Origin of the sequence: Maridesulfovibrio sp. (assembly GCF_965230075.1) — a bacterium.
GTDB lineage: Bacteria > Desulfobacterota > Desulfovibrionia > Desulfovibrionales > Desulfovibrionaceae > Maridesulfovibrio.
The window spans coordinates 94,413-113,601 of sequence record NZ_OZ245945.1 but is presented as its reverse complement, the minus strand read 5'-3'; the positions used below and the strand labels follow the sequence as shown (position 1 = coordinate 113,601).

Below are 19,189 nucleotides of genomic sequence, written 5' to 3'. Positions count from 1 at the left end.
TAGCCCGATGCAGAAATACATCATGCACATAGACATGGACGCCTTTTTCGCGTCCGTGGAGCAGCTGGATAACCCGGACCTGCGCGGAAAACCCGTGGGGGTCGGTTCCCTGCATGAACGCTCTGTTCTGAGCGCGGCTTCCTACGAGGCCCGTAAATTCGGGGTCCGCTCGGCCATGCCCGTGCGTCAGGCCCTGAAACTATGTCCGCAGCTGCAAGTTGTTTCCGGCAGCAGGCACCGCTACAAAGAGATTTCACACAAGGTCATGGAAGTGCTCTCCAACTACTCCCCGGTTGTGGAACAGGCCTCCATTGATGAAGCCTACATTGACATCACCGGAACCGAAAAACTTTTCGGGACCCCGCTGCAAATTGCAAAGTCCATCAAAGCAGACATCCACAAAGCCACCGGGCTGACCGCATCGGTTGGTATTGCCCCGGTTAAATTTCTGGCCAAGATTGCCTCCGACCTCAACAAACCGGACGGCATCTCCATCATTACTGCGGACCAAGTTCAAGATTTCCTTAAAACCCTGCCGGTAGAGAAAATCCCCGGTGTGGGCAAAAAGGCTCTGCCCCGCTTACGTTCCTTCGGCATCACCTATGCCGCAGACCTGCGCCGCTATCCCCCGGAATTCTGGAAAGAGAGATTCGGGGAACGGGGACTTGTCCTCTACGACAAAGGCGCGGGCATAGACCCCACCCCGGTCACTGAAGGCGGTCCCATGAAATCATCAAGCGCTGAAAACACTTTCGGTGAGGATGTTTCCGACATCCACACCCTGAAAACCCTGCTGCTCAAGCAATCTGAACGCATAGCCGCAGACATCAGGAAGCATGGGGTCAAAGGAAGAACCGTAACCCTGAAAATTAAATTTCCCGACTTCCGCCAGATCACCCGCAGCCGGACACTAGACTCCCGGACCTCTCATGCCGGAACGATCTACAAGACCGCATGCACGCTGCTTGATGCGGAACTGCCCATCGGCGCGATCCGTTTGATCGGAGTCGGCATTTCAAATTTTGACGAACGCAACAGGCAACTTTCCCTGCTTGATGACCCAAAAAAGCCCAAAGAGAACAAAAAACTAGAACAGCTGGACAAGGCCGTAGATCAAGTCCGCCTCAAATTCGGTAAGGATATCCTGACCCGGGGGAGGCTGCTGGAAGATGAGTAAAAGAAAACTCCGCGAGGGATACACTACCGGATCATCCGCTACAGCAGCTGCCATGGCTGCCATCAGGGTATTGTTTAACGGAAATGCGCCCGAAGAAATTGAAATTCCTCTTCCGGTCAAAGGGAGCTTGAATGTTCCTGTGGACCGGGTGGAAATGAACGACGAACGTGCCCGCGCAATAGTCATCAAGGATGGAGGAGACGATCCTGACGCCACCCACGGCCATGAAATCCATGCTCTGGTAGAAACAGAAGATGCAGAATCACTGCGGATCGAAGTAAACGGTGGCATTGGAGTAGGCCGGGTAACCCTGCCGGGACTGCCTGTTCCCGTGGGCGAAGCAGCCATCAATCCCGTACCCCGCAAACAGATTATTGCCGGAGCACTGCAAGAACTCAGTGAGATAGCACCGGAATTCAACGGACTGATCAATATCAGCATTGAAGTTCCGCAGGGCGAAGAAATCGCCAAGGAAACCATGAACTCTCGGCTGGGCATTCTGGGCGGAATATCCATACTGGGGACTCAAGGCATTGTCCGGCCATACAGCCATGCCTCATGGAAAGCCTCAATAGCTCAATCCTTGAATGTAGCCCGGGCTGCGGGACTGGATGAGATTGTCTTCACCACCGGACGGCGCAGTGAACGTTTTTATCTGGAGCAATTCCCTGAAACTCCGCAAATCAGCATGGTACAGGCTGCGGATTTCTTCAAATTCTCCATACAACAGGCCAAGTTGAAAAAAATGCGCACAGTGCGCTGGTCCATTTTCATCGGCAAATTGGTCAAGCATGCCATGGGCTTTCCCTACACTCACGCCAAGGACTGGGCCATTGATTTCAATCTGCTGGCAGACTGGTGCGCTGAGCTGGGCATGGCAGGCGAACTGACAAAAAGAATCCGGGCCGCGATAACGGCCCGGCATGTATATGAAATGGTCCCCGAAGATTCACGCACGGCTTTCATCAGCATGCTGGTCCGTAAAGCACGCGAGAATGCCCGCGCTTTCAGCGGGAACTCGGAGGTAGCAATAGAGTACTTCCTCTTTGATTTTGAAGGGCAAATGGTCTACTACCCCGAGCATCAGAAAAAATCTTCTTCATCGTGATCTCCAAGAGAATAGAGCACGTAAATACCTGCTGCACCGGCCAGTAAGGCCACTACATAAAAAGGCGTACAGCGATTTTCAGTACCGGCAGTGTAATTATGCACTTCGTACTCGATATGCATGTTGCCCATGATGTCATTTACATCGGACATGGTTTTTCCGGCCAGCATGGGAGCAGTGAGAGAGAATCCGTAGAACGCAGTAAGAAAGGAACCGACCAGAAGAGCTATGGCAATTAATCTTTTCATACCTCATCACCTCCGCAAAAAGTGTGGAAGGGGTCAATTCCATAATAGCAGATTCTTATTTTTTTGATAACTAATATTGAAAAAAAGTTTAAATCAGAAATCTTCCTTTAATATCCAGCCAATACATTGTATGAAACATGACATGAAACATCCCCTGCAAATAATCGGACTGCATCCGGGCAGTCTGAAACCGACAGCAGAAGCCGCGGCAAATATTTCCAAAGCAGATGTGCTCAGCGGCGGAAAGCGTTTGCTGAAAGCATTCCCGAAATTCAAAGGCAAAAAAATACCTTTTGCATCCCCCATGGATGAATACGGACGGACCCTTGAAAAACAATTGAAAAAAGGAAAAAGGGTCGTTCTGCTGGCCGACGGGGATCCATTACTTTTCGGTATTGCAGCCTCTTTAATCCCTTTGCTGGGCAAAGAGAACGTTGTGGTCAGTCCTGCGGTTTCAGCTATTCAAATCGGCGCGGCGCGGCTGACCCGCAGCTGGAAAGATTTTGAAATCATTTCCCTGCATGGAAGAAATGACTACTCTCCCCTTTTCGGAGCCATGCAGCACAAAAAAGATTGCGCCATATACACGGACAAAACCAATTCCCCGCAGGTCATAGCTCAGCGACTGATTGAAAAAGGAGTTGATAATTACTCCATGGCCGTGCTGGCCCAGCTGGAAACCCCGGAAGAAATAATCGCCCAAGGCAGGCCGGAAACCTTCCTAAATTTCAGCTGTGCAGACCTAAATATCGTCATCCTCACTGCGGACAATAAGAAACACAGCTCCCCGCTTTTCGGACGGGAGGATGATTCATTCACAAGAGAAAAAGGATTGATCACCAAACTCCCGGTTCGGTCCGCAGGCATCGCCCTGCTGGACCTCAGGGGACAGCAGACTGTCTGGGACCTCGGCGCGGGCTGCGGTTCAGTTGCCATTGAAGCTTCCTTCATCGGCACTGATTCCCGATTTTTCGCCGTGGAAAAAAAGCCCGAACGGATCGCAATGATCAAGGAAAACATCCTTAATTTCCGGGCTTGGACAGTAGAGTCTGTCTGCGGAGATATGCCACAAGCATTGGAAAATCTTCCCGACCCGGAGCGAATTTTTATGGGCGGAGGCATCGGACGCGACGATTCGGTCATCCGCGAAGCCGCTAAACGCCTTAAACCGGGGGGCAGGCTGGTGGTCCACGCCATACTCATGGGCAGCATCCAGCGCACGCGCGACCTTTTTGAAGAACTGGGCTGGAACTGGCAGTCCATGCAGATTCAGGCCTCAACCTCTGACAAACTGGCCGGGGATATCCGCTACAAAGCGCACAACCCGGTAACCATACTCTGGGCAGACAAGCCCGAAGGATAATAAATGGGTAAAGTATATTTTATCGGCGCCGGACCGGGCGACCCGGAACTTATCACCGTAAAAGGACAACGCATCATCCGCGAGGCTGGACTGGTACTCTATGCCGGATCACTTGTCCCCGAAGCCGTAATTGCCGAAGCGCGGGAAGATGCCCGCATTGAAAACTCCGCTTCCATGTCTCTGGAAGAAACCGACCGCATCATGCAGGAATATGCATCCAATGGAGAAACAGTGGCCCGCGTCCATACCGGGGACCCGGCACTTTACGGAGCAGTTCAGGAGCAGGCCCGTTTACTTCAGGAAGCTGGGATCGAATACGAAGTCATCCCCGGTGTAACCTCAGCCTGCGCAGCTGCGGCAGCATCCAGTGCCTCGTTCACTGTTCCCGGCGGAACCCAAACCTTGATCCTGACCCGCATGGCCGGACGGACCCCGGTTCCGGAATCAGAATCACTGCAAAAACTGGCCGGACACAACTCAGCCATGGCCATCTACCTTTCCGCAGGCAATCCCATGGGCATACAGGAACAGCTCCTTGCCGGGGGTATGGAACCATCCACCCCGGTAATCCTCGGCTACCGCATCGGTTGGCCGGAAGAAAAATCCGTGCCGACTACCTTGGAAAAACTTGCTGAAACAGCAAAACAGAACAATTTCACGCGGCAGACCATTTTCCTGATCCTCCCCGGAAAGGATAGAGACAGCGAATCACTGCTCTATGATTCCGGGTTCAGCCACATGTTCCGCAAGGAAAAGAATTCATAACAGGAAAAAATGGCACTCCTGTTGCGTTAATGGTAATATATTCTTTCTAAGATAACCAAGACAGGAGTGCCCTTAATGTCTTTATCCTTCTTCCCAAAAACAATCAGCAGCAGGATCAGATGGTATTCTGTGCTCATGGTCGGAGTGCCCTTGCTCTTCATGACCGTAATGCTGATCTTTTTCATCAAATCAGCCATATTCAAAACAACCAGACTGGAACTGGAAGAACAAGTTACTTCGCACAAGATTGTCATTGAAGAATGGTTCCGGGAACGGCAAACGGATGTAAAATTCCTGGCTGAAAGCGATGCCCTGCGTAGTGGGCAATTAAATCAAATTATTAATCTACTTAGCCTATACGACAGTACCCACGAAGACATAAACGGGGTTATCTGGGTCGGCCCGGACGGCTTGGCCCGCCATAGTTCTTCTGACCAGTCAACTCCATCCATCGATGTTAATGACCGCGAATATTTCATCCAAGGACGAGCAGGAAACCCACATGTAACCGAAGTTATTATCGGACGCTCTTCCGGCAAGCCTATAATTCTTTTCTCACATCCTGTTACCTTAAAAGACGGTTCCTTCGGTGGGGTTGTATTTCTTGCCGCGCGGCTGACTGCTATTAACAAATTGATGAAAAATCTCTGGTTCGGCACAACCGGGGAAACATATATCATTAACCGCGAAGGATTCATGCTCACTGAATCCCGCTTCCTTGAGCAGCTTAAATCCGCCGGACGGGTAAAAGATACAGCCATTATGACAATTAAGACCAGCACCCAAAGCCTTGAAGCTGCACAGGTCGGGATTCAGCCAGAAGGAGTTTATCGCGATTACAGAGGGGCGCAAGTTCTAGGAGCAAGTCAATGGGTTAATGACGGAAGGTGGCTCATCGTTTCCGAGATCGATTACAGCGAAGTCATGAAACCGATCTACTCTTTCCTGTGGATAGCTATCGGCGGGGCATTTCTGACTTTGCTGATCATCATTCCTTTTGCAATTAAACTAATCCGCTCAATCAGCATACCTCTTAAGCGACTGAGTTCAGTAGCCCAGCAAATGACTAAAGGCGAATTTGATTGCGAGTGTGCCGACACCGGAGTGCTTCATCCGCCCGAAGAGGTAACGCAACTCATTGACGGATTCTGCGCCATGCAAGGGAAAGTGGACAGTACAGTGCAGGAGTTGCAAAAATCCGCAGTGACCGATCAACTGACCAGACTGCCCAACCGCCGCTACCTGATGAAAGAAGGTGCAAGGCTGGTGGATATTGCCATTCGCGCAGGTCAGCCCTGCTCGCTGATGATTATGGATATTGACCATTTTAAAGTTATCAACGACACTTACGGGCACACCGTGGGCGACGTAGTACTCCAGCAGATGAGCAAGGCGTTTCAGGACATCATACGCTCATCCGATATTATTGCCCGTTACGGCGGGGAAGAATTCGTGGTTGTAGCGCCGGGGTCCGACATTGATTCCGGAAAAACCCTCGCTGAAAGATTACGGCAGGGCATAGAAGCCCGCTTCTTTAATGACGAAGCCCAACCTCTGGCCTGCACCATTTCAATAGGTGTGGCCCACTACGCCACGGACATCAAATTCGGAGTGGATGCATACGAAGACATGCTCGCCCGGGCGGACAAAGCCCTATACAAGGCCAAGGATACCGGACGTAACAGAATATGCATAGCTGAACCGCATAATAAACTTACAGACTCCCCCAAAGGAGACAATTAGTGAAAACATTGCAGATTAGAACCAGCAGCCGTGAAGAAATGATCGACATAACCGAGTCTGTGCGCAGAATGGTTAAAGATAACGGCTGGCAATCCGGCGCACTGCTGCTCTACTGCCCGCACACTACCGGGGCGATTACTGTCAACGAAGGGGCCGATCCGGACGTGATTCGCGACATCACCGTAAACATGCGTAAGCTGGTGCCCTACCGCGGCGATTACCAGCACATGGAGGGCAACTCCGATGCGCACATCAAAACCAGCATGTTCGGCCCGGACCAAATGCTGATAATCGAAGACGGGGATGTCATGCTCGGCACATGGCAGCGTATATTTTTCTGTGAATTTGACGGGCCTAGAAGCAGGAAGCTCTGGGCACAGTTTATGACTAGCTAGGATATAAACTCAACTCATACGGAGATTCACCATGGTCACCTGCTATCTCGTCTACACCATCGATCCCTACAAAGTGGAAGAATTCGAAAATTACGGAAAAATGTGGATTCCGCTGGTCAATAAGTTCGGCGGAACCCATCACGGATATTTCCTTCCCCATGAAGGCGCGAACAACAAGGGTGTTGCCCTTTTCAGCTTCCCCAGCCTTGCGGACTATGAAGAATACCGTGAAAAGATCAAAACTGATCCCGAATGCCAGAAGGCATTTGAGTATGCGGAAAAGACCCGCTGCATCCTTAGTTTTGAGCGCAGCTTCATGAAGCCGGTACTTTCATAACCACTAACTGAGCGCCCTGCCCTTCAAGCTGGCAAAAGCCAGAATCACGCCCAGCACACCGCCAAGTAATGCTGCGAAGATGATGCGCACATCCGGGGGAAGCATGAAAGTAAAGGTGTGCGCCGGAATCCAGAAGATGGGTACGGTCTTTTTGAGCACAAAGCCCCACATGTTGTTCCAGTCGATAGCGGCGAAACGGTCCGCAACATCCACCGGGGTAATCAAAGAGCGGATTTTCCCCTGATGAACCTGAATATGATCATCGTAAATTTTGTGCAGGATCATGAGCACCGGGGCAAACACGGTGTTGAGCATTACGCTGGTGGTAAAAGCGATGAGCAGACGGGCCAAAAAGCCGTCTTCAGCACTGACGTTTAATCCCAAAGAAGTCAGCACAGACGGGGAACCCACAGCAAATACCGTAAAGCTGGCTTTCAGGAACAATCCGATGAATCCCCACATGACTGCTTTGGCGATGAGCCCGAAGCCGGGACGCCAGTAGCACCCATGCACAATACGCAGGGCCACACATTCCCCGAAAGTAGCCAGAATGGCGAACTTGAAGAAGCTCATAATGTAGCCGTGCTCTTTGGTGTAGAGCTTGAAAGTAGCGATGGGATGCGGCTGGCTGGCAATCCAGATAAGCAAAATCGTAATCACACTGAGGACGGCATAGTCTGACTTTTTCAGGGAAATTTTATTCATGGCAGATCGATTGTTAAAGTTATCTCCTGTGGGGCCAAGCCCTTACCTGATCCATAACAGATAGTTTCATTACCTGTCTTCTACCACAGTTAAAAGGGATAATTTCAATCTCTATCCCGATTTCGAGATTACCGCCGGTTACTAGTGCTTTTTTCATCTTATTACTGCTCATCCATTTTGAATGCATATTTAAAGGGAACCGGATTGTAGTAGGCACGATAGAGGCAGATCTTGCCATCCACCACATGGAAGAGACAGGAGTACTTCTGCTTGTAATTACGCCCGGTGGTCAGGATATCCACATCACCGTCGAATTCCACGTAGATCACTTCCGGGTTCTGCATGGGAAACATGACCAGAGTAGACAGATATTCGACCTTGCCTGCGGTCTGGGGCCAGTCCTTATAGACTGCGATAATATTATCCTTACCGGAAGTACGGCGGATGGATTGATCCGGGGTGAAGGGCATATCCTGCACAGCATCTTCAGCCCAGAGGGAATTGAACTTCTCCATATCCTTTTCTTCCAGCGCGGTCAGGAAATCGATAACTGCCTGCCGGGTTTTCTGGCGGGTCAGGTATGTATTGGGATTCCCGGCCGCATGCTTCATTGCCGCAGCAAAGACATCACGGGTTCCGGTTTCGCTGACGAAATTCAGGGTCAGCTTGGTTATGAGCCACTGTCCATCTTCCTTACGGAAAACGTAATCGTAAGTTCCGGTGACCGACCAAAACATCCCGTCCACCCAGTGATCGGCTGTAACCTTACTGGAACCGCTGGCCTTGTCTCCATCCACCTTGACCTGTAAATTATTCAGGGTATGGCGGGTGCGCTCGAAACCGGGCAGCAGTGACGCCCATGCGGACATGAGCGCAGTATTACTCTTCACTTCCACTTCCCCGCCGCCGAGGGAGGTGTAATCCACCTCCACTTCATCGGCGAAGATTTTTTCCAGTGCATCGTACTCATTGCGGTCAGCCATGTTAGCCATGGATTCCATCACTGTTTTGATGGCGGCGACATCTGCAGAATTGTCAGCAGATTTAACCGCAGCCAGTGCTGTTGCCGCGCTCACAAGAGACATGATCAATCCTCCGAGGATTAATAATTTCATCTGCGTATCCATTAACGGCAGGCGCTGAAATGCTCTGCTGCTGCATCGGCAGAGGCTTTAACTGCTTCGGGACGGTCATAGAAATCGAACTGGGAAACGTCATCCAGCCAAATGATTTCAACGTTCTTGCCCATACGCTCAGCATATGCCTTGGCTCCGGCAGGCAGGGCCGCTGCTTCTGACTCAACCATAAGTACCGGAGTGTCCTGAATGTCAGCGGTCTTCTGAGCATCATAGGTCAGCCAGCCTTCCCATGAAGCAACATTAAACTTGTTGTCGTATTCCGGAATAAGACCGCGCTCGGTTTCAGTGTAGTAAGGCGCATTGAACATCAGGGCCTTGTCATTGCTGGTGCTGGCAGCTTCCATGACCACCGGAGTATCTGAATTTTCTGCTTCACGGCCCATCTTGATCAGGTTGGCAACGCCTTCCTTGCCGCCGTAAATAGCTTCGGCCATAGCGCGGTCATGCAGCCATGGAGCCACAAGTGTGATGGCCTTAATGTCCGGGTTACCTGCAGCCGCATCAGACATGTAGCCGGAAGAGGCACAGATACCGATTCCGTTGACCGGCCCCTGTACTTCAGGACGTGCTGCTAAGAAGGCCGCAGCAGCCTTGATATCTTCAATCTTGCGGGCAGGGTTCTCAAGGTATTGAACACCGCCCTTGGATTCTCCCCAACCGCGGAAATCAAAGGTCAGGACAGCAAATCCACGTTCGGCCATGGCCTTGGCATAAGTGGCGGGCATCTGTTCCTTAACAGTAGTCCATGCTCCGGTAACAACTACACCGGGAAGCTTGTCGCCCTGCTTGTAAGAATCGGGCAGGTAGAGGTTACCGACTATAGTCTGACCGTTGCTGCTAAAATTTACTTTCTTCATGGAGACTGCCTCCGCGTTAATGGTTGTAAGCATAAAGGCAAAAAACATTGCGCTGATAAGTATACGTTTCATGGTCTTCTCCCTGTTTTTCTGAATTGTTAAATCCAGATTAAAACATTGGACTGTTCATTTATTGAAGGAGCCTGCTTTTGTTTTGTAGATTCCTGCTATTTGGTCCGGCTTTGCAAATCTACGACAAATGTCGGTTTTGGTTTGTTTCTCAGGCCGCTAAATCGGGCCGCAACTTAAACCAAAACTCAGGAGCAAAAAAAATGAAAGTAGTCGCACTTAACGGCAGCCCCAGAAAGGAAGGCAACACCTCTATCCTTATCAACCGTGTTTTCAAAGAGCTGGAAAAAGAAAGTATCGAAACAGAGCTGATCAATATCGGCGGAAAGCCTGTACGCGGTTGCATTGCCTGCATGAAATGCTGGGAGAAAAAAGACGGGCATTGTGCCGTCAAAAATGATTCACTTAACGAATGGCTGGATAAAATGCGTGAGGCCGATGGCATCCTGCTCGGTTCCCCGGTATACTGTGCCGATCTTTCCGGACAGATGAAATCCTTCATGGACCGCGCTTCCATGACTGCCTGCGCCAACGATGATATGTTCCGCCTAAAGGCAGGAGCTTCCGTTGTTGCCGTACGCCGTGCCGGGGCTGTGCATACTTTCCATTCCCTGAACAACTTCTTCACTATCCTGCAGATGGTCCAGATCGGCTCCAGCTACTGGAACATGGGATTCGGTCTCGGAGAAGGCGAAGTCAGCAAAGATGTAGAAGGTCTGAACACCATGGACAATCTGGGCAAAAACATGGCTTGGGTTATGAAATCCTTGAATAAGGCGGGCATTGAAAAACCAGCACCGTCCATTATGGAAGAATACTCTTCCAATGTTTAATAGACGTTACTAAACAAGATAAGGCCTGAGACAACCAAATCACATTGGAAGCCTCAGGCCTTATTCATAATAACCTTTTGTGAGTCCAGTAAAACTTGACTCTCTTAGCGCCGCGAAGTGAATGTCCCCATCCAGATAGCCAACAAGGCAAGCAAAGCCCCGCCAAGTTCAATCATCCCGGCAGGTTTTGCAAATAACAGCATATCCCAGATAAATGAGAGGGCGGGCATGATCAGAATGGTCAGCCCTGCCTGCGCGCTGCTTACTCCCGGCAATCCCTTGGAGATCAGAAGCCAGCCTAGAGCCTGTGAGACTACCCCGTAAAGAACAAGCCAGAACACATCACTAAGCGTGGGGATGACAATGGATGTTGACTCCCAGAGAAAAAAAGCCCCCATACTAATTGCTGAGGCAAGTGTGACAAGGGCTACAACAGCAACAGCCGGAATGTCAGGCGAACGCATCTGGATATAGCGGATAGCAAGGGTGTAGAAAGCCAGCCAGAATGCCGCACTCAGCCCCAACCCGACTCCGCTGAAGTCACTCTGCAATATATTGACGGGGGTAAGACCGATGAGCAGGCAAAGCCCGGTTAAGGCCATAGGAATCGCCAATGTAAAGCCCAACGAGAGCTTTTCCTTAAAGAAAATCCAGCCCGCCAAAGCCAGAATAAAAACCTGAAAATTGATCAGGATTGTCGCCACTCCTGGACCAAGGATATCGATGGATCGATGCCAACACATCAAATCCAGGGTCAGACACAAGCCACCTCCACAAACCAACATATAATGACGTTGCAATAGCCTGAAAAACGAACAGCGGTCATACTTCAAAGCAATGACTGACAAACAAATTCCGCCTATGAACACACGGTAAAAAGCAGATATATCGGCGTGGGTGGTCGAAAGCTTAGCGAAGACAGCGGAAAAACTGATGCAAACCGCTCCCAGAACAACAAAAAACAACGGAGAAAACATTGGCAAACGATTCCGTTCTGCAACGCTGGTTGCAACTCTGCATCCCTGAGATATTACTACCGCTCCACTATCCTGCATAAAAACAACACCTTGCTTGGAAAAAGAAAGACACAAAGGCCAAAAAAAACCTTAATTCAGCAAGTTATGTTCCGTATTAATTTTCAGAACGCCAGACTTTGGGGGTAACCCCTTCGACCTGCTTGAACATACGCGAGAAGTGAGCCTGATCAGAGAAACCGCAGGAAAGGGCAATGTCGATCATGGGACGATCTTTATCGCTGAGCAGCTTCTTGGCCTGCTCCACCCGATAGGCAATGACGAACTGGTGCGGCGATTTACCGATGGACTGCTTGAAGAGACGTGAGAAATGGTAGGTGCTGATCCCGGCCTGCGCGGCCAGGTCTTCAACCTGAATAGAACGCCCGTAGTTCTTGGTCACGAAGTCAAAAACTTTCTTGTAATGGGCTGAGGTAAAACTTTTGCTGAAAGCGTAATCTTCTTCCCGCTCAAGGCCATACTTAAGAATAAGCTTGGTCAGGAATACGCGGGCAAAACTCTCAAACATAACCGCCGAACCCATTTCAGAATGTAGGGCGTCGAGGAGCATCTTACCGGCTTGGGTGATGTCCTCATCAATGAATTGAGGGATGTTCTTTAGTTGTGCGTCAGTGAGCAGGATACCCAATTCGGATTTAGCGAACCGCTCCAGCTTTTCCGGCTCAAGGGTTACAACTATAGCCTTGGAACGGGCATGCCATTTCCAGCCGGACTTGACCCCGGCAGGCGTAACCACGATTTCATTGATATGGTAGGTGAAATCGCGATGTTCACCGTCACGCCAATTCTCCACCCGATGCGGATTTTCGTTGAGGTTGATCAGAATATGGTGCTGGGAAAATTCATGGTAAGGCATCTCCCCGGGCGGGGATTCGAAAAATTCCATAGAAAGCAACTCAGCCGCAGAAAGACTGACAAGATCGTCGCTCTTTGCCTGCGGCGGGGCCGGATATATGTCCTGATAGCGGTTGGGCATACTGAAGAAAATATATCAATTGCAGGGTTGCGGCAAATCAGATCATTCGACGAAAAATTCGTTTTAAATATGCTCCTTGGCAAGGTTGATCTGCGACATATGAGTTACAATTCCCTTTTCTTTAAAAACCCGGATAAGCCTCATACAAATATCACTTTTAAGATTCCAAGCTTCAGCCGGGGAATCAGCCCAGGCGGCAACCCAACAGATCACTCTTTCCTTATCCATACTCCGTATCCAGAATTGAGGATCTTCCTGCTCGTTGTGGTGTTCACTCCGGGCGGCCTCAGCAATGGCAATGTCTCTGACCTCATCAATATCAGCATCATAGGATACTGAAAATTCAACGTAAGCCCAGAGCAAGGTGTCATTCAGGGTCAGGTTGCTGAACTCCTTGTTCAACATCCTACTGTTGGGAATAATGTAGCGCTTCCAATCCCAAATCTTGATCTTGGTGTGGGTAATGGAAATATCTTCAACAGTGCCGTACTGCCCGTCCACTATCAATGTGTCACCGACCCGCAACTGTTTGGAAAACGAAATAACAATGCCCGAAATCATATTTTCCACCAGCGGACGGGCCGCAATACCGACCACAGCGGTGGAGATAGCCACAATGATGGAAATCATGGTGCTGGGCAGCTTTCCCACAAAGGGCATAACCATTGCCAGTGCCCAGACCACTCCGATAAGAATTACCAGTGTACGGCGGATGACTGTAAAGCGGGTCTTGACCCCTTTAACCATATCCCTGCGTTCCTGACGCTCCTCCTTGGCGGTCAGGACATCAGTGGGAATAGCCGCTGTGGTCTCAGGATCTCTCCTGATCAGCTTCTCAATACGCTCGACCCGACTCTTTCTGAAGCTTGAAACCCGGTAACTGGTCCAAATATATATGATCGTGGCGAATGCGGTTATACTGGCGATGTAAATATATGGGTCAATGTCGGTAAACATGACCCATTCTTTGGCTGCTATATCAGGAAGCGTAAACATTCATAACCCGGCTTATCTTTAAATTTCCAACTTCATTATTCTACATGTCCGACCCGGAATATATGAACATTACATCCCCACACATTCAATCAGTGCCCCTCTTTTGTCACCCTCCGCGACAGAACAGGCACATATTTCCGGGCTAACCCGCCTTTTGGCACCATTTAAGACCATGCGCAAGCAGAAACGCGAACCATGTCCGCCGTTTCCGGCCATACAATTAAAAATTTCATCCCCGGCGCGGTCTATGGCTTCAGACACGGTCAAACCCTGCCTTTGCAGACGTTGAGCCTTCTTCCTAAGCAGTTCTTCCAGCAATGCGGTGTTCATGGGCCACCCCCGAAGTATTATCGAAACTGTTCATGTCCGTTAATGCCGGATTTCCGGCACTTCTACTCCTGTTATAAGTTCTGATGCAATTTCCAATCCTTCGTTGCCGTCCGGCAATAAAGCAGATACACTGAAAAGCAAAACAAGCAGTAATAATTGCGGAAGTCACTTTTAATATACCATTGTCAGACTGTAGATGCGACATTTTTTCATTATTTTATTTCCGCAACCCCAAATACACGTCTGACAAGCAACGCCCTTAAAGTATGAGCATACGTATAAAACTTTTTGCACTGCTACTGATATTCAGCCTTATCCCTCTACTAGTGGTTTCCGTTATCAGCAGGCAGGGAATTCAGGAACTGGGACAGGTCCAGTCCGACAATCTGCGTGCAGACATGATCAAAATCCTGACCGATGAAATGCATCAGTCCGCCAAAGATTCTGCCAAACTGGTACAACAACAGGCTGTATCCCTTGAATTCGCCCTCAAGGCCATAGGTGCCGAAGCTGAAGACGTGCTCAATGACCCCGTAGGAAGCCCTCCTAAAGTTTACTTTGCCGAGGATTTCAACATCAAAGGGCGCCAGCCTGCTGATTTCGGGCCATCGCCCCAATATTTTGTGATCAGTGAAAAAGGCCAGAAGACTCCTTCCTCGGTCAGTCTGGAAGAGCCTGTCTTTTTCTACCCGGATGGTAAAGAACATTTGAAAGAAGAACAGGATCTTACCCGCCTTTGCCTGCTCAAGCCTGACTTAAAATCCTTTTTCAATGAAGCCGGAACAGCTCTGCACCGGGTTTATATTACCCTCAACTCCGGGCTGCATATGGCCTATCCCGGACACGGCAACTATCCCGCCAACTACGATCCACGCAAAAGAGCATGGTTCACCGAAGCGGTGGAACGCGGGAACATCGTCTGGGATAAATTCATTGATGCCAGCACCGGACAGCAGGTCTACACCCTGTCCAAGCCTATCCGTAACCGCACAGGAAAAACCATCGGCGTTGTTGCCATCGACATCCAACTGGTGGAACTTCTACGCAAGGAAGACCTGACCTCACAGTGGTCCAGTGCCATTCAGGCATTTGTGGTCGGCCCGGTTAAAACAGACGACGGCGTAGAATTGCGCATCTGGGCCGAGGCCGGACACAAGGAAACCAATATGTCGTGGATGACCGGACTGCCCAATGAAGTCCGCTACCTGCAATCATCGACAAAAAACTCAATGATTGGATTGATCAACTCCATCGCCAAAGGAGAGTCCGGGGTCATGCGTATGCCTTACAACGGCGTAGAATCAGTATGGGCTTTTGCCCCCTTCCGTGGCGAGGGCAGCTACGTACTGATCACCCCGGAACGGGTCATCACCAGAGTACCGGAGAGGGCTGCAAATCAGGCCTTGGAACTAAGCAAAAATCTCTATGTAGCTGTTGGAGCCGCATCTTTCTTCACCCTGCTCACAGTCGGTCTGGTAGCTTTTGTAGGCAGCCGCAAGGTCATTAAGCCTCTGCTGGTCATGACCGATGCTGCTGAAAAAATATCTGAAGGCGATCTATCTGTGCATGTTGATGTCAAAACCGGGGATGAAAGGGAAACCCTCGCCAATGCTTTCAACCACATGATTCCCAAATTGCAGGACCACCTGCGCATCACCAAATCCATGGAACTGGCGCAGGAAGTACACACCAGCCTGCTCCCGCAGGGACCGCCGCAGGCCGCCGGATTGGATATCTCCGGCACAAGCATCTCCTGTGACGAAACCGGGGGCGACTATTTCGACTTCTATACCCCGCCTGTCAGTGGCGGAACCGGAATACTACTCGGCGATGTAACCGGGCACGGAGTCTCAGCGGCGCTGCTCATGACCACCGGACGCGCGCACCTGAAACATGCCTCCGGGCATCAGGAACCTCTGGACACACGTATCGGTGAAGTCAACAAACTGCTCTGTTCCGATATCGGTGATACCGGGCGCTTTATGACCCTGTTCTGTCTTGAAATTTCCCCGGACAATTCCGCCGCAACCTACGTCCGCGCCGGACATGACCCGGCCACCATCTACAATCCAGCCAGTGGCGAAAAGCGAGAGCTCATGGGCTCACCCATGCTGGCACTTGGTATCTTTGATGAAGCCGAATACAGTAAATTTGATGTAGACTTGACCGAAGGGGAAATCATATTCATCGGCACCGACGGTATCTGGGAGGCACGCAACACCAAAGATGAAATGTTCGGACGAGAGCGTCTCGACCAGATCATCTTTACCAACGCCCAGCGCAGTGCCGCAGAAATCCAGCAGGAGATCATCGCCGAGGTCTACAAATTCCAAGACGGCATGGAACAGGAAGATGACATCACGCTGGTCATCATCAAGGTTAACGAATTCAATAAGGCTTAATAAATCAATAAAGGATAACCATGGAAAACAGCCACCGTTTTTTTAGAAATATAGATTGCCGCTACTTTCCCTGCCATCAGGTCAGCGACGAAACTTCTTTCAACTGTCTGTTCTGTTTCTGTCCGCTCTACCTCGTAGAGGATTGCGGCGGACGCTTTAAGATGACCACAAAAGGAGTCAAGGATTGCACAGACTGCAAGATTCCGCACCGGCCCGAAGGTTATGATTACATCATCAAAAAACTGAAAGAAGCGAACGAACGCTAAGCCCCCAAGGCTATACGGGAGACATCATGTCAGAAAATTTCAGCTTCGCCCTTACTCAGGAAGAAAAAAAGTACCTCAAAGCTCTGGTCCGCAAATCCATCATCTGCCGACTAAACAAGCAGGAAGAGTCTATACCAGAACCTGTAACCGAGCATCTGAGCGAAAATTACGGTGCTTTCGTTACCCTGAACAAGAACGGACATCTGCGCGGCTGTATCGGAAACGTGCAGGGAACCGGACCGCTCTACAAAACTATCTGGAAAATGGCCCGCGCCGCCGCCTTTGAAGATCCCCGTTTTCCGCCGCTGAATGAGTCCGAGTTCGAAGAAATCGAAATCGAGATTTCCATTCTCAGCCCCATTGATGTCTGCAAGGACGTAGAACAAATCACCATCGGACGCCACGGGCTGATCATGCAACGCGGCATGCAATCAGGACTGCTGCTTCCACAAGTAGCGGTTGACTGGAAGTGGGATCGTGAACAGTTCCTCGCCCAAACCTGCCAGAAAGCAGGCATGGAAGCTGATGCATGGAAGGACCCGGCAACTAATATTTTCTGGTTTGAAGCTGAAGTATTTTGATGCGCTATCGCGCTTATTGATTAAAATATTTCGCCTCCGGCGGCTTAAACCCTTTTGCAAAAGGGTTTAAGCATCCCAAAAACTTTTATCGGGGCTTCGCCGCTTCGTTTTCATAGGATGTGCTGTGATTGATGCTCTTGCACCATGGGGCCTGACTACCCTTGAACGCCATAACGATAAGAATATTCCTGGCAGTGCGGAACGTGCAGTTTCGCGCTCCGTAATTGAAGACAGTGAGAACCACCTCTGGCTCATGGAACGCATTGCCGGGACGCAGGTGGAGACACGCACTGCCATTGCTGAAAACCTGCTGACCTTGCAGGAATCAGGCATGGACTGGCTGCTGCCCTATCAGGAGACCAAGGACGGGCAGGTCATTGCCGAGGTAATGGGCTTCCCTTGGCAGCTCTCGCCTTTTTATGAATCAGACGAACTGCCACGCCCGGAATATGTCTTTGATGCCGAGAGAGGCACAGAACTGGCGAAATTCATCACCCAACTACGCGAGCACACCAAGAGCAAAGAAATGAAGGGACAGGACCAGTCCTTTGCCTTAATCAACTATGCACGTGAACTGGCCGAGACAGTCAAAGATCAGGAGCCAACCGTATACAAACGATTGGAGCCGATCTGCGCACGACTCTTCCCAAAGATGGAAGAGTTCTCGAAGCTACCCAAAGCATTCTGCCACGGTGATTTCCATCCCCTGAATGTTCTCTGGAAAGGTAAGAAGATCGGCGCGGTAATCGACTGGGAATTTTCCGGTATGCGTCCTGAAATTTACGATGTCGCCAACATGATCGGCTGCGTGGCCTTTGAAAATCCCGGTGCACTGGGCGAAGGTCTGATCCCCGCTTTCATGGACGGCCTATACGACAATACCGACATCAGCGACGACAGTTACGAATCACTACCCGCCTACATTCCCTCCTTACGCTTTGCATGGCTTTCCGAGTGGCTGCGCAAAAAAGATCACGAGATGATTGAGATGGAGTTGGAATTTATGGAATTGCTATTGGCAGTGATGGGATAGGTATTTAAAAAGCCTGTTTGCATCTGCAAACAGGCTTTTTTTTAGAAACCTTTTTCTAATGGCGGATTAACCAGACTCATTCCGTCCCGCTCCGCCAGCTCCACATCCTCTTCTGCCAGCTTCACAAAACGGTCCTCCATGGAGAGGCGCCCCTTTGCCAGCCACTGGGTGGCCTGCGGCAGGATACGGTGTTCCTGCTTAAGAATACGCTTACGCAGCTCATCTTCATCTTCGCCGGGATAAGCAGGGACCGCAGCCTGAATAATCACAGCTCCGTGATCCATTTTTTCATCCACAAAATGTACGGTACATCCAGCCAGCTGCACGCCGTATTTTGCAGCATCACCCTGCCCGTCCACACCGGGAAAGCTGGGTAGAATTGCCGGATGGATATTGATAATCTTTCCGGGAAAGGCATTCAGGAAGACCGGAGTAATGATGCGCATGAAGCCAGCCATGACCACAGCTTCGACTCCGGCATCTTTAAGAATACGTACCATCTCGGCATCAAATTCCTCACGGGAAGCGAAATCCTTATGGCTCAAAGCCGCAGTGGGAATACCGTAAGCCTCGGCCCGTTTCAGGCCGTAGGCATCAGCTTTATTGGAAAGCACCATCCTGATGTCCACATCAAGGATGTTGTCTTCCATCTTCTCAATAATGGATTGTAAATTCGATCCGCCACCAGAAATAAGAACTGCAATAGGAAGACTCATTTTCCCTCCGGAGTCCAGAGAAACTTTTTGAAAAAAGTTTCTCTGGACTCTTCAAAAACTTTTATCGGGGCTTCGCCGATTTATATAATTAATCGTACAAATTTTAATTCATATTG

The 19,189-nt window shown here is 50.1% G+C and carries 21 protein-coding genes; 12 read left to right on the top strand and 9 right to left on the bottom strand.

Annotation, left to right across the window (positions count from 1 at the left end; all coding sequences use genetic code 11):
* Positions 1 to 7 precede the first annotated feature (7 nt).
* Both dinB and cbiD read left to right on the top strand, forming a co-directional pair.
* Entirely contained in the window at positions 8 to 1,177 is a 1,170-nt protein-coding gene (gene dinB / locus ACO05Z_RS00525) for a DNA polymerase IV (RefSeq protein ID WP_421899291.1), read from the top strand.
* Positions 1,170 to 2,285: a cobalt-precorrin-5B (C(1))-methyltransferase CbiD gene (gene cbiD, locus ACO05Z_RS00520; RefSeq protein WP_421899288.1), complete on the top strand. Its 1,116-nt coding sequence runs from the start codon at positions 1,170 to 1,172 to the stop codon at positions 2,283 to 2,285. The genes dinB and cbiD overlap by 8 nt, the downstream gene beginning before the upstream one ends.
* Here cbiD and ACO05Z_RS00515 read toward each other — a convergent pair.
* Complete coding sequence (locus tag ACO05Z_RS00515; protein WP_421899286.1) at positions 2,261 to 2,533, bottom strand: hypothetical protein; 273 nt, start codon at positions 2,531 to 2,533, stop codon at positions 2,261 to 2,263. The genes cbiD and ACO05Z_RS00515 overlap by 25 nt on opposite strands.
* A gap of 142 nt (positions 2,534 to 2,675) precedes the next feature.
* Between ACO05Z_RS00515 and cbiE the strand changes: the two genes are divergently transcribed.
* The 5 genes from cbiE to ACO05Z_RS00490 all read left to right on the top strand — a co-directional run bounded on the left by cbiE (position 2,676) and on the right by ACO05Z_RS00490 (position 7,136).
* Complete coding sequence (gene cbiE, locus ACO05Z_RS00510) at positions 2,676 to 3,896, top strand: precorrin-6y C5,15-methyltransferase (decarboxylating) subunit CbiE (RefSeq protein WP_421899284.1); 1,221 nt, start codon at positions 2,676 to 2,678, stop codon at positions 3,894 to 3,896.
* Between the two features lie 3 nt (positions 3,897 to 3,899).
* Positions 3,900 to 4,661, top strand: a complete 762-nt coding sequence (gene cobM, locus ACO05Z_RS00505) for a precorrin-4 C(11)-methyltransferase (protein ID WP_421899282.1) — start codon at positions 3,900 to 3,902, stop codon at positions 4,659 to 4,661.
* A gap of 75 nt (positions 4,662 to 4,736) precedes the next feature.
* Positions 4,737 to 6,404 (top strand): diguanylate cyclase, encoded by a 1,668-nt coding sequence (locus ACO05Z_RS00500; protein ID WP_421899280.1) that lies wholly within the window; start codon positions 4,737 to 4,739, stop codon positions 6,402 to 6,404.
* Positions 6,404 to 6,799 carry a secondary thiamine-phosphate synthase enzyme YjbQ gene (locus ACO05Z_RS00495; RefSeq protein WP_421899278.1) on the top strand — a complete coding sequence of 132 codons (396 nt, stop codon included), beginning with the start codon at positions 6,404 to 6,406 and terminating at the stop codon, positions 6,797 to 6,799. The genes ACO05Z_RS00500 and ACO05Z_RS00495 overlap by 1 nt, the downstream gene beginning before the upstream one ends.
* A gap of 31 nt (positions 6,800 to 6,830) precedes the next feature.
* Complete coding sequence (locus ACO05Z_RS00490; RefSeq protein WP_421899276.1) at positions 6,831 to 7,136, top strand: NIPSNAP family protein; 306 nt, start codon at positions 6,831 to 6,833, stop codon at positions 7,134 to 7,136.
* 3 nt (positions 7,137 to 7,139) lie between these two features.
* On the opposite strand, the gene ACO05Z_RS00485 is transcribed toward ACO05Z_RS00490, so the two are convergent.
* The 3 genes from ACO05Z_RS00485 to ACO05Z_RS00475 form a co-directional block, all read right to left on the bottom strand.
* The gene (locus ACO05Z_RS00485) at positions 7,140 to 7,841 is read right to left on the bottom strand and encodes a hypothetical protein (protein ID WP_421899274.1); all 702 of its coding nucleotides are present in this window, start codon (positions 7,839 to 7,841) and stop codon (positions 7,140 to 7,142) included.
* A 161-nt stretch (positions 7,842 to 8,002) separates the two neighbouring features.
* A complete protein-coding gene (locus ACO05Z_RS00480) occupies positions 8,003 to 8,956 on the bottom strand; it encodes a nuclear transport factor 2 family protein (RefSeq protein WP_421899273.1) in 954 nt (317 codons plus the stop codon).
* An 11-nt stretch (positions 8,957 to 8,967) separates the two neighbouring features.
* Positions 8,968 to 9,909 carry an alpha/beta hydrolase gene (locus tag ACO05Z_RS00475; protein ID WP_421899271.1) on the bottom strand — a complete coding sequence of 314 codons (942 nt, stop codon included), beginning with the start codon at positions 9,907 to 9,909 and terminating at the stop codon, positions 8,968 to 8,970.
* A gap of 200 nt (positions 9,910 to 10,109) precedes the next feature.
* Here ACO05Z_RS00475 and ACO05Z_RS00470 point away from each other — a divergent pair, with 200 nt between their 5' ends.
* Positions 10,110 to 10,739: a flavodoxin family protein gene (locus tag ACO05Z_RS00470; protein WP_421899269.1), complete on the top strand. Its 630-nt coding sequence runs from the start codon at positions 10,110 to 10,112 to the stop codon at positions 10,737 to 10,739.
* A gap of 104 nt (positions 10,740 to 10,843) precedes the next feature.
* Here the strand turns inward: ACO05Z_RS00470 and ACO05Z_RS00465 are convergent, their stop codons facing one another.
* From ACO05Z_RS00465 to ACO05Z_RS00450, 4 genes are all read right to left on the bottom strand, one after another.
* Entirely contained in the window at positions 10,844 to 11,716 is an 873-nt protein-coding gene (locus ACO05Z_RS00465; RefSeq protein WP_421904146.1) for a DMT family transporter, read from the bottom strand.
* 154 nt (positions 11,717 to 11,870) lie between these two features.
* Complete coding sequence (locus ACO05Z_RS00460) at positions 11,871 to 12,749, bottom strand: helix-turn-helix domain-containing protein (RefSeq protein WP_421899267.1); 879 nt, start codon at positions 12,747 to 12,749, stop codon at positions 11,871 to 11,873.
* Positions 12,750 to 12,812: 63 nt separating this feature from the next.
* Positions 12,813 to 13,745: a mechanosensitive ion channel family protein gene (locus ACO05Z_RS00455; protein ID WP_421899265.1), complete on the bottom strand. Its 933-nt coding sequence runs from the start codon at positions 13,743 to 13,745 to the stop codon at positions 12,813 to 12,815.
* A 69-nt stretch (positions 13,746 to 13,814) separates the two neighbouring features.
* Positions 13,815 to 14,075 (bottom strand): hypothetical protein, encoded by a 261-nt coding sequence (locus ACO05Z_RS00450; protein WP_421899263.1) that lies wholly within the window; start codon positions 14,073 to 14,075, stop codon positions 13,815 to 13,817.
* Positions 14,076 to 14,341: 266 nt separating this feature from the next.
* Here ACO05Z_RS00450 and ACO05Z_RS00445 point away from each other — a divergent pair, with 266 nt between their 5' ends.
* The 4 genes from ACO05Z_RS00445 (at position 14,342) to ACO05Z_RS00430 (ending at position 18,357) form a co-directional block, all read left to right on the top strand.
* Positions 14,342 to 16,477: a SpoIIE family protein phosphatase gene (locus ACO05Z_RS00445; protein WP_421899261.1), complete on the top strand. Its 2,136-nt coding sequence runs from the start codon at positions 14,342 to 14,344 to the stop codon at positions 16,475 to 16,477.
* A 20-nt stretch (positions 16,478 to 16,497) separates the two neighbouring features.
* Positions 16,498 to 16,743: a cysteine-rich small domain-containing protein gene (locus ACO05Z_RS00440; protein WP_421899259.1), complete on the top strand. Its 246-nt coding sequence runs from the start codon at positions 16,498 to 16,500 to the stop codon at positions 16,741 to 16,743.
* Between the two features lie 26 nt (positions 16,744 to 16,769).
* Entirely contained in the window at positions 16,770 to 17,324 is a 555-nt protein-coding gene (amrA, locus tag ACO05Z_RS00435) for an AmmeMemoRadiSam system protein A (RefSeq protein ID WP_421899257.1), read from the top strand.
* 124 nt (positions 17,325 to 17,448) lie between these two features.
* Positions 17,449 to 18,357 (top strand): phosphotransferase, encoded by a 909-nt coding sequence (locus ACO05Z_RS00430; protein ID WP_421899255.1) that lies wholly within the window; start codon positions 17,449 to 17,451, stop codon positions 18,355 to 18,357.
* 41 nt (positions 18,358 to 18,398) lie between these two features.
* Here the strand turns inward: ACO05Z_RS00430 and purN are convergent, their stop codons facing one another.
* A complete protein-coding gene (gene purN, locus ACO05Z_RS00425) occupies positions 18,399 to 19,073 on the bottom strand; it encodes a phosphoribosylglycinamide formyltransferase (protein WP_421899253.1) in 675 nt (224 codons plus the stop codon).
* Positions 19,074 to 19,189: the final 116 nt, after the last annotated feature.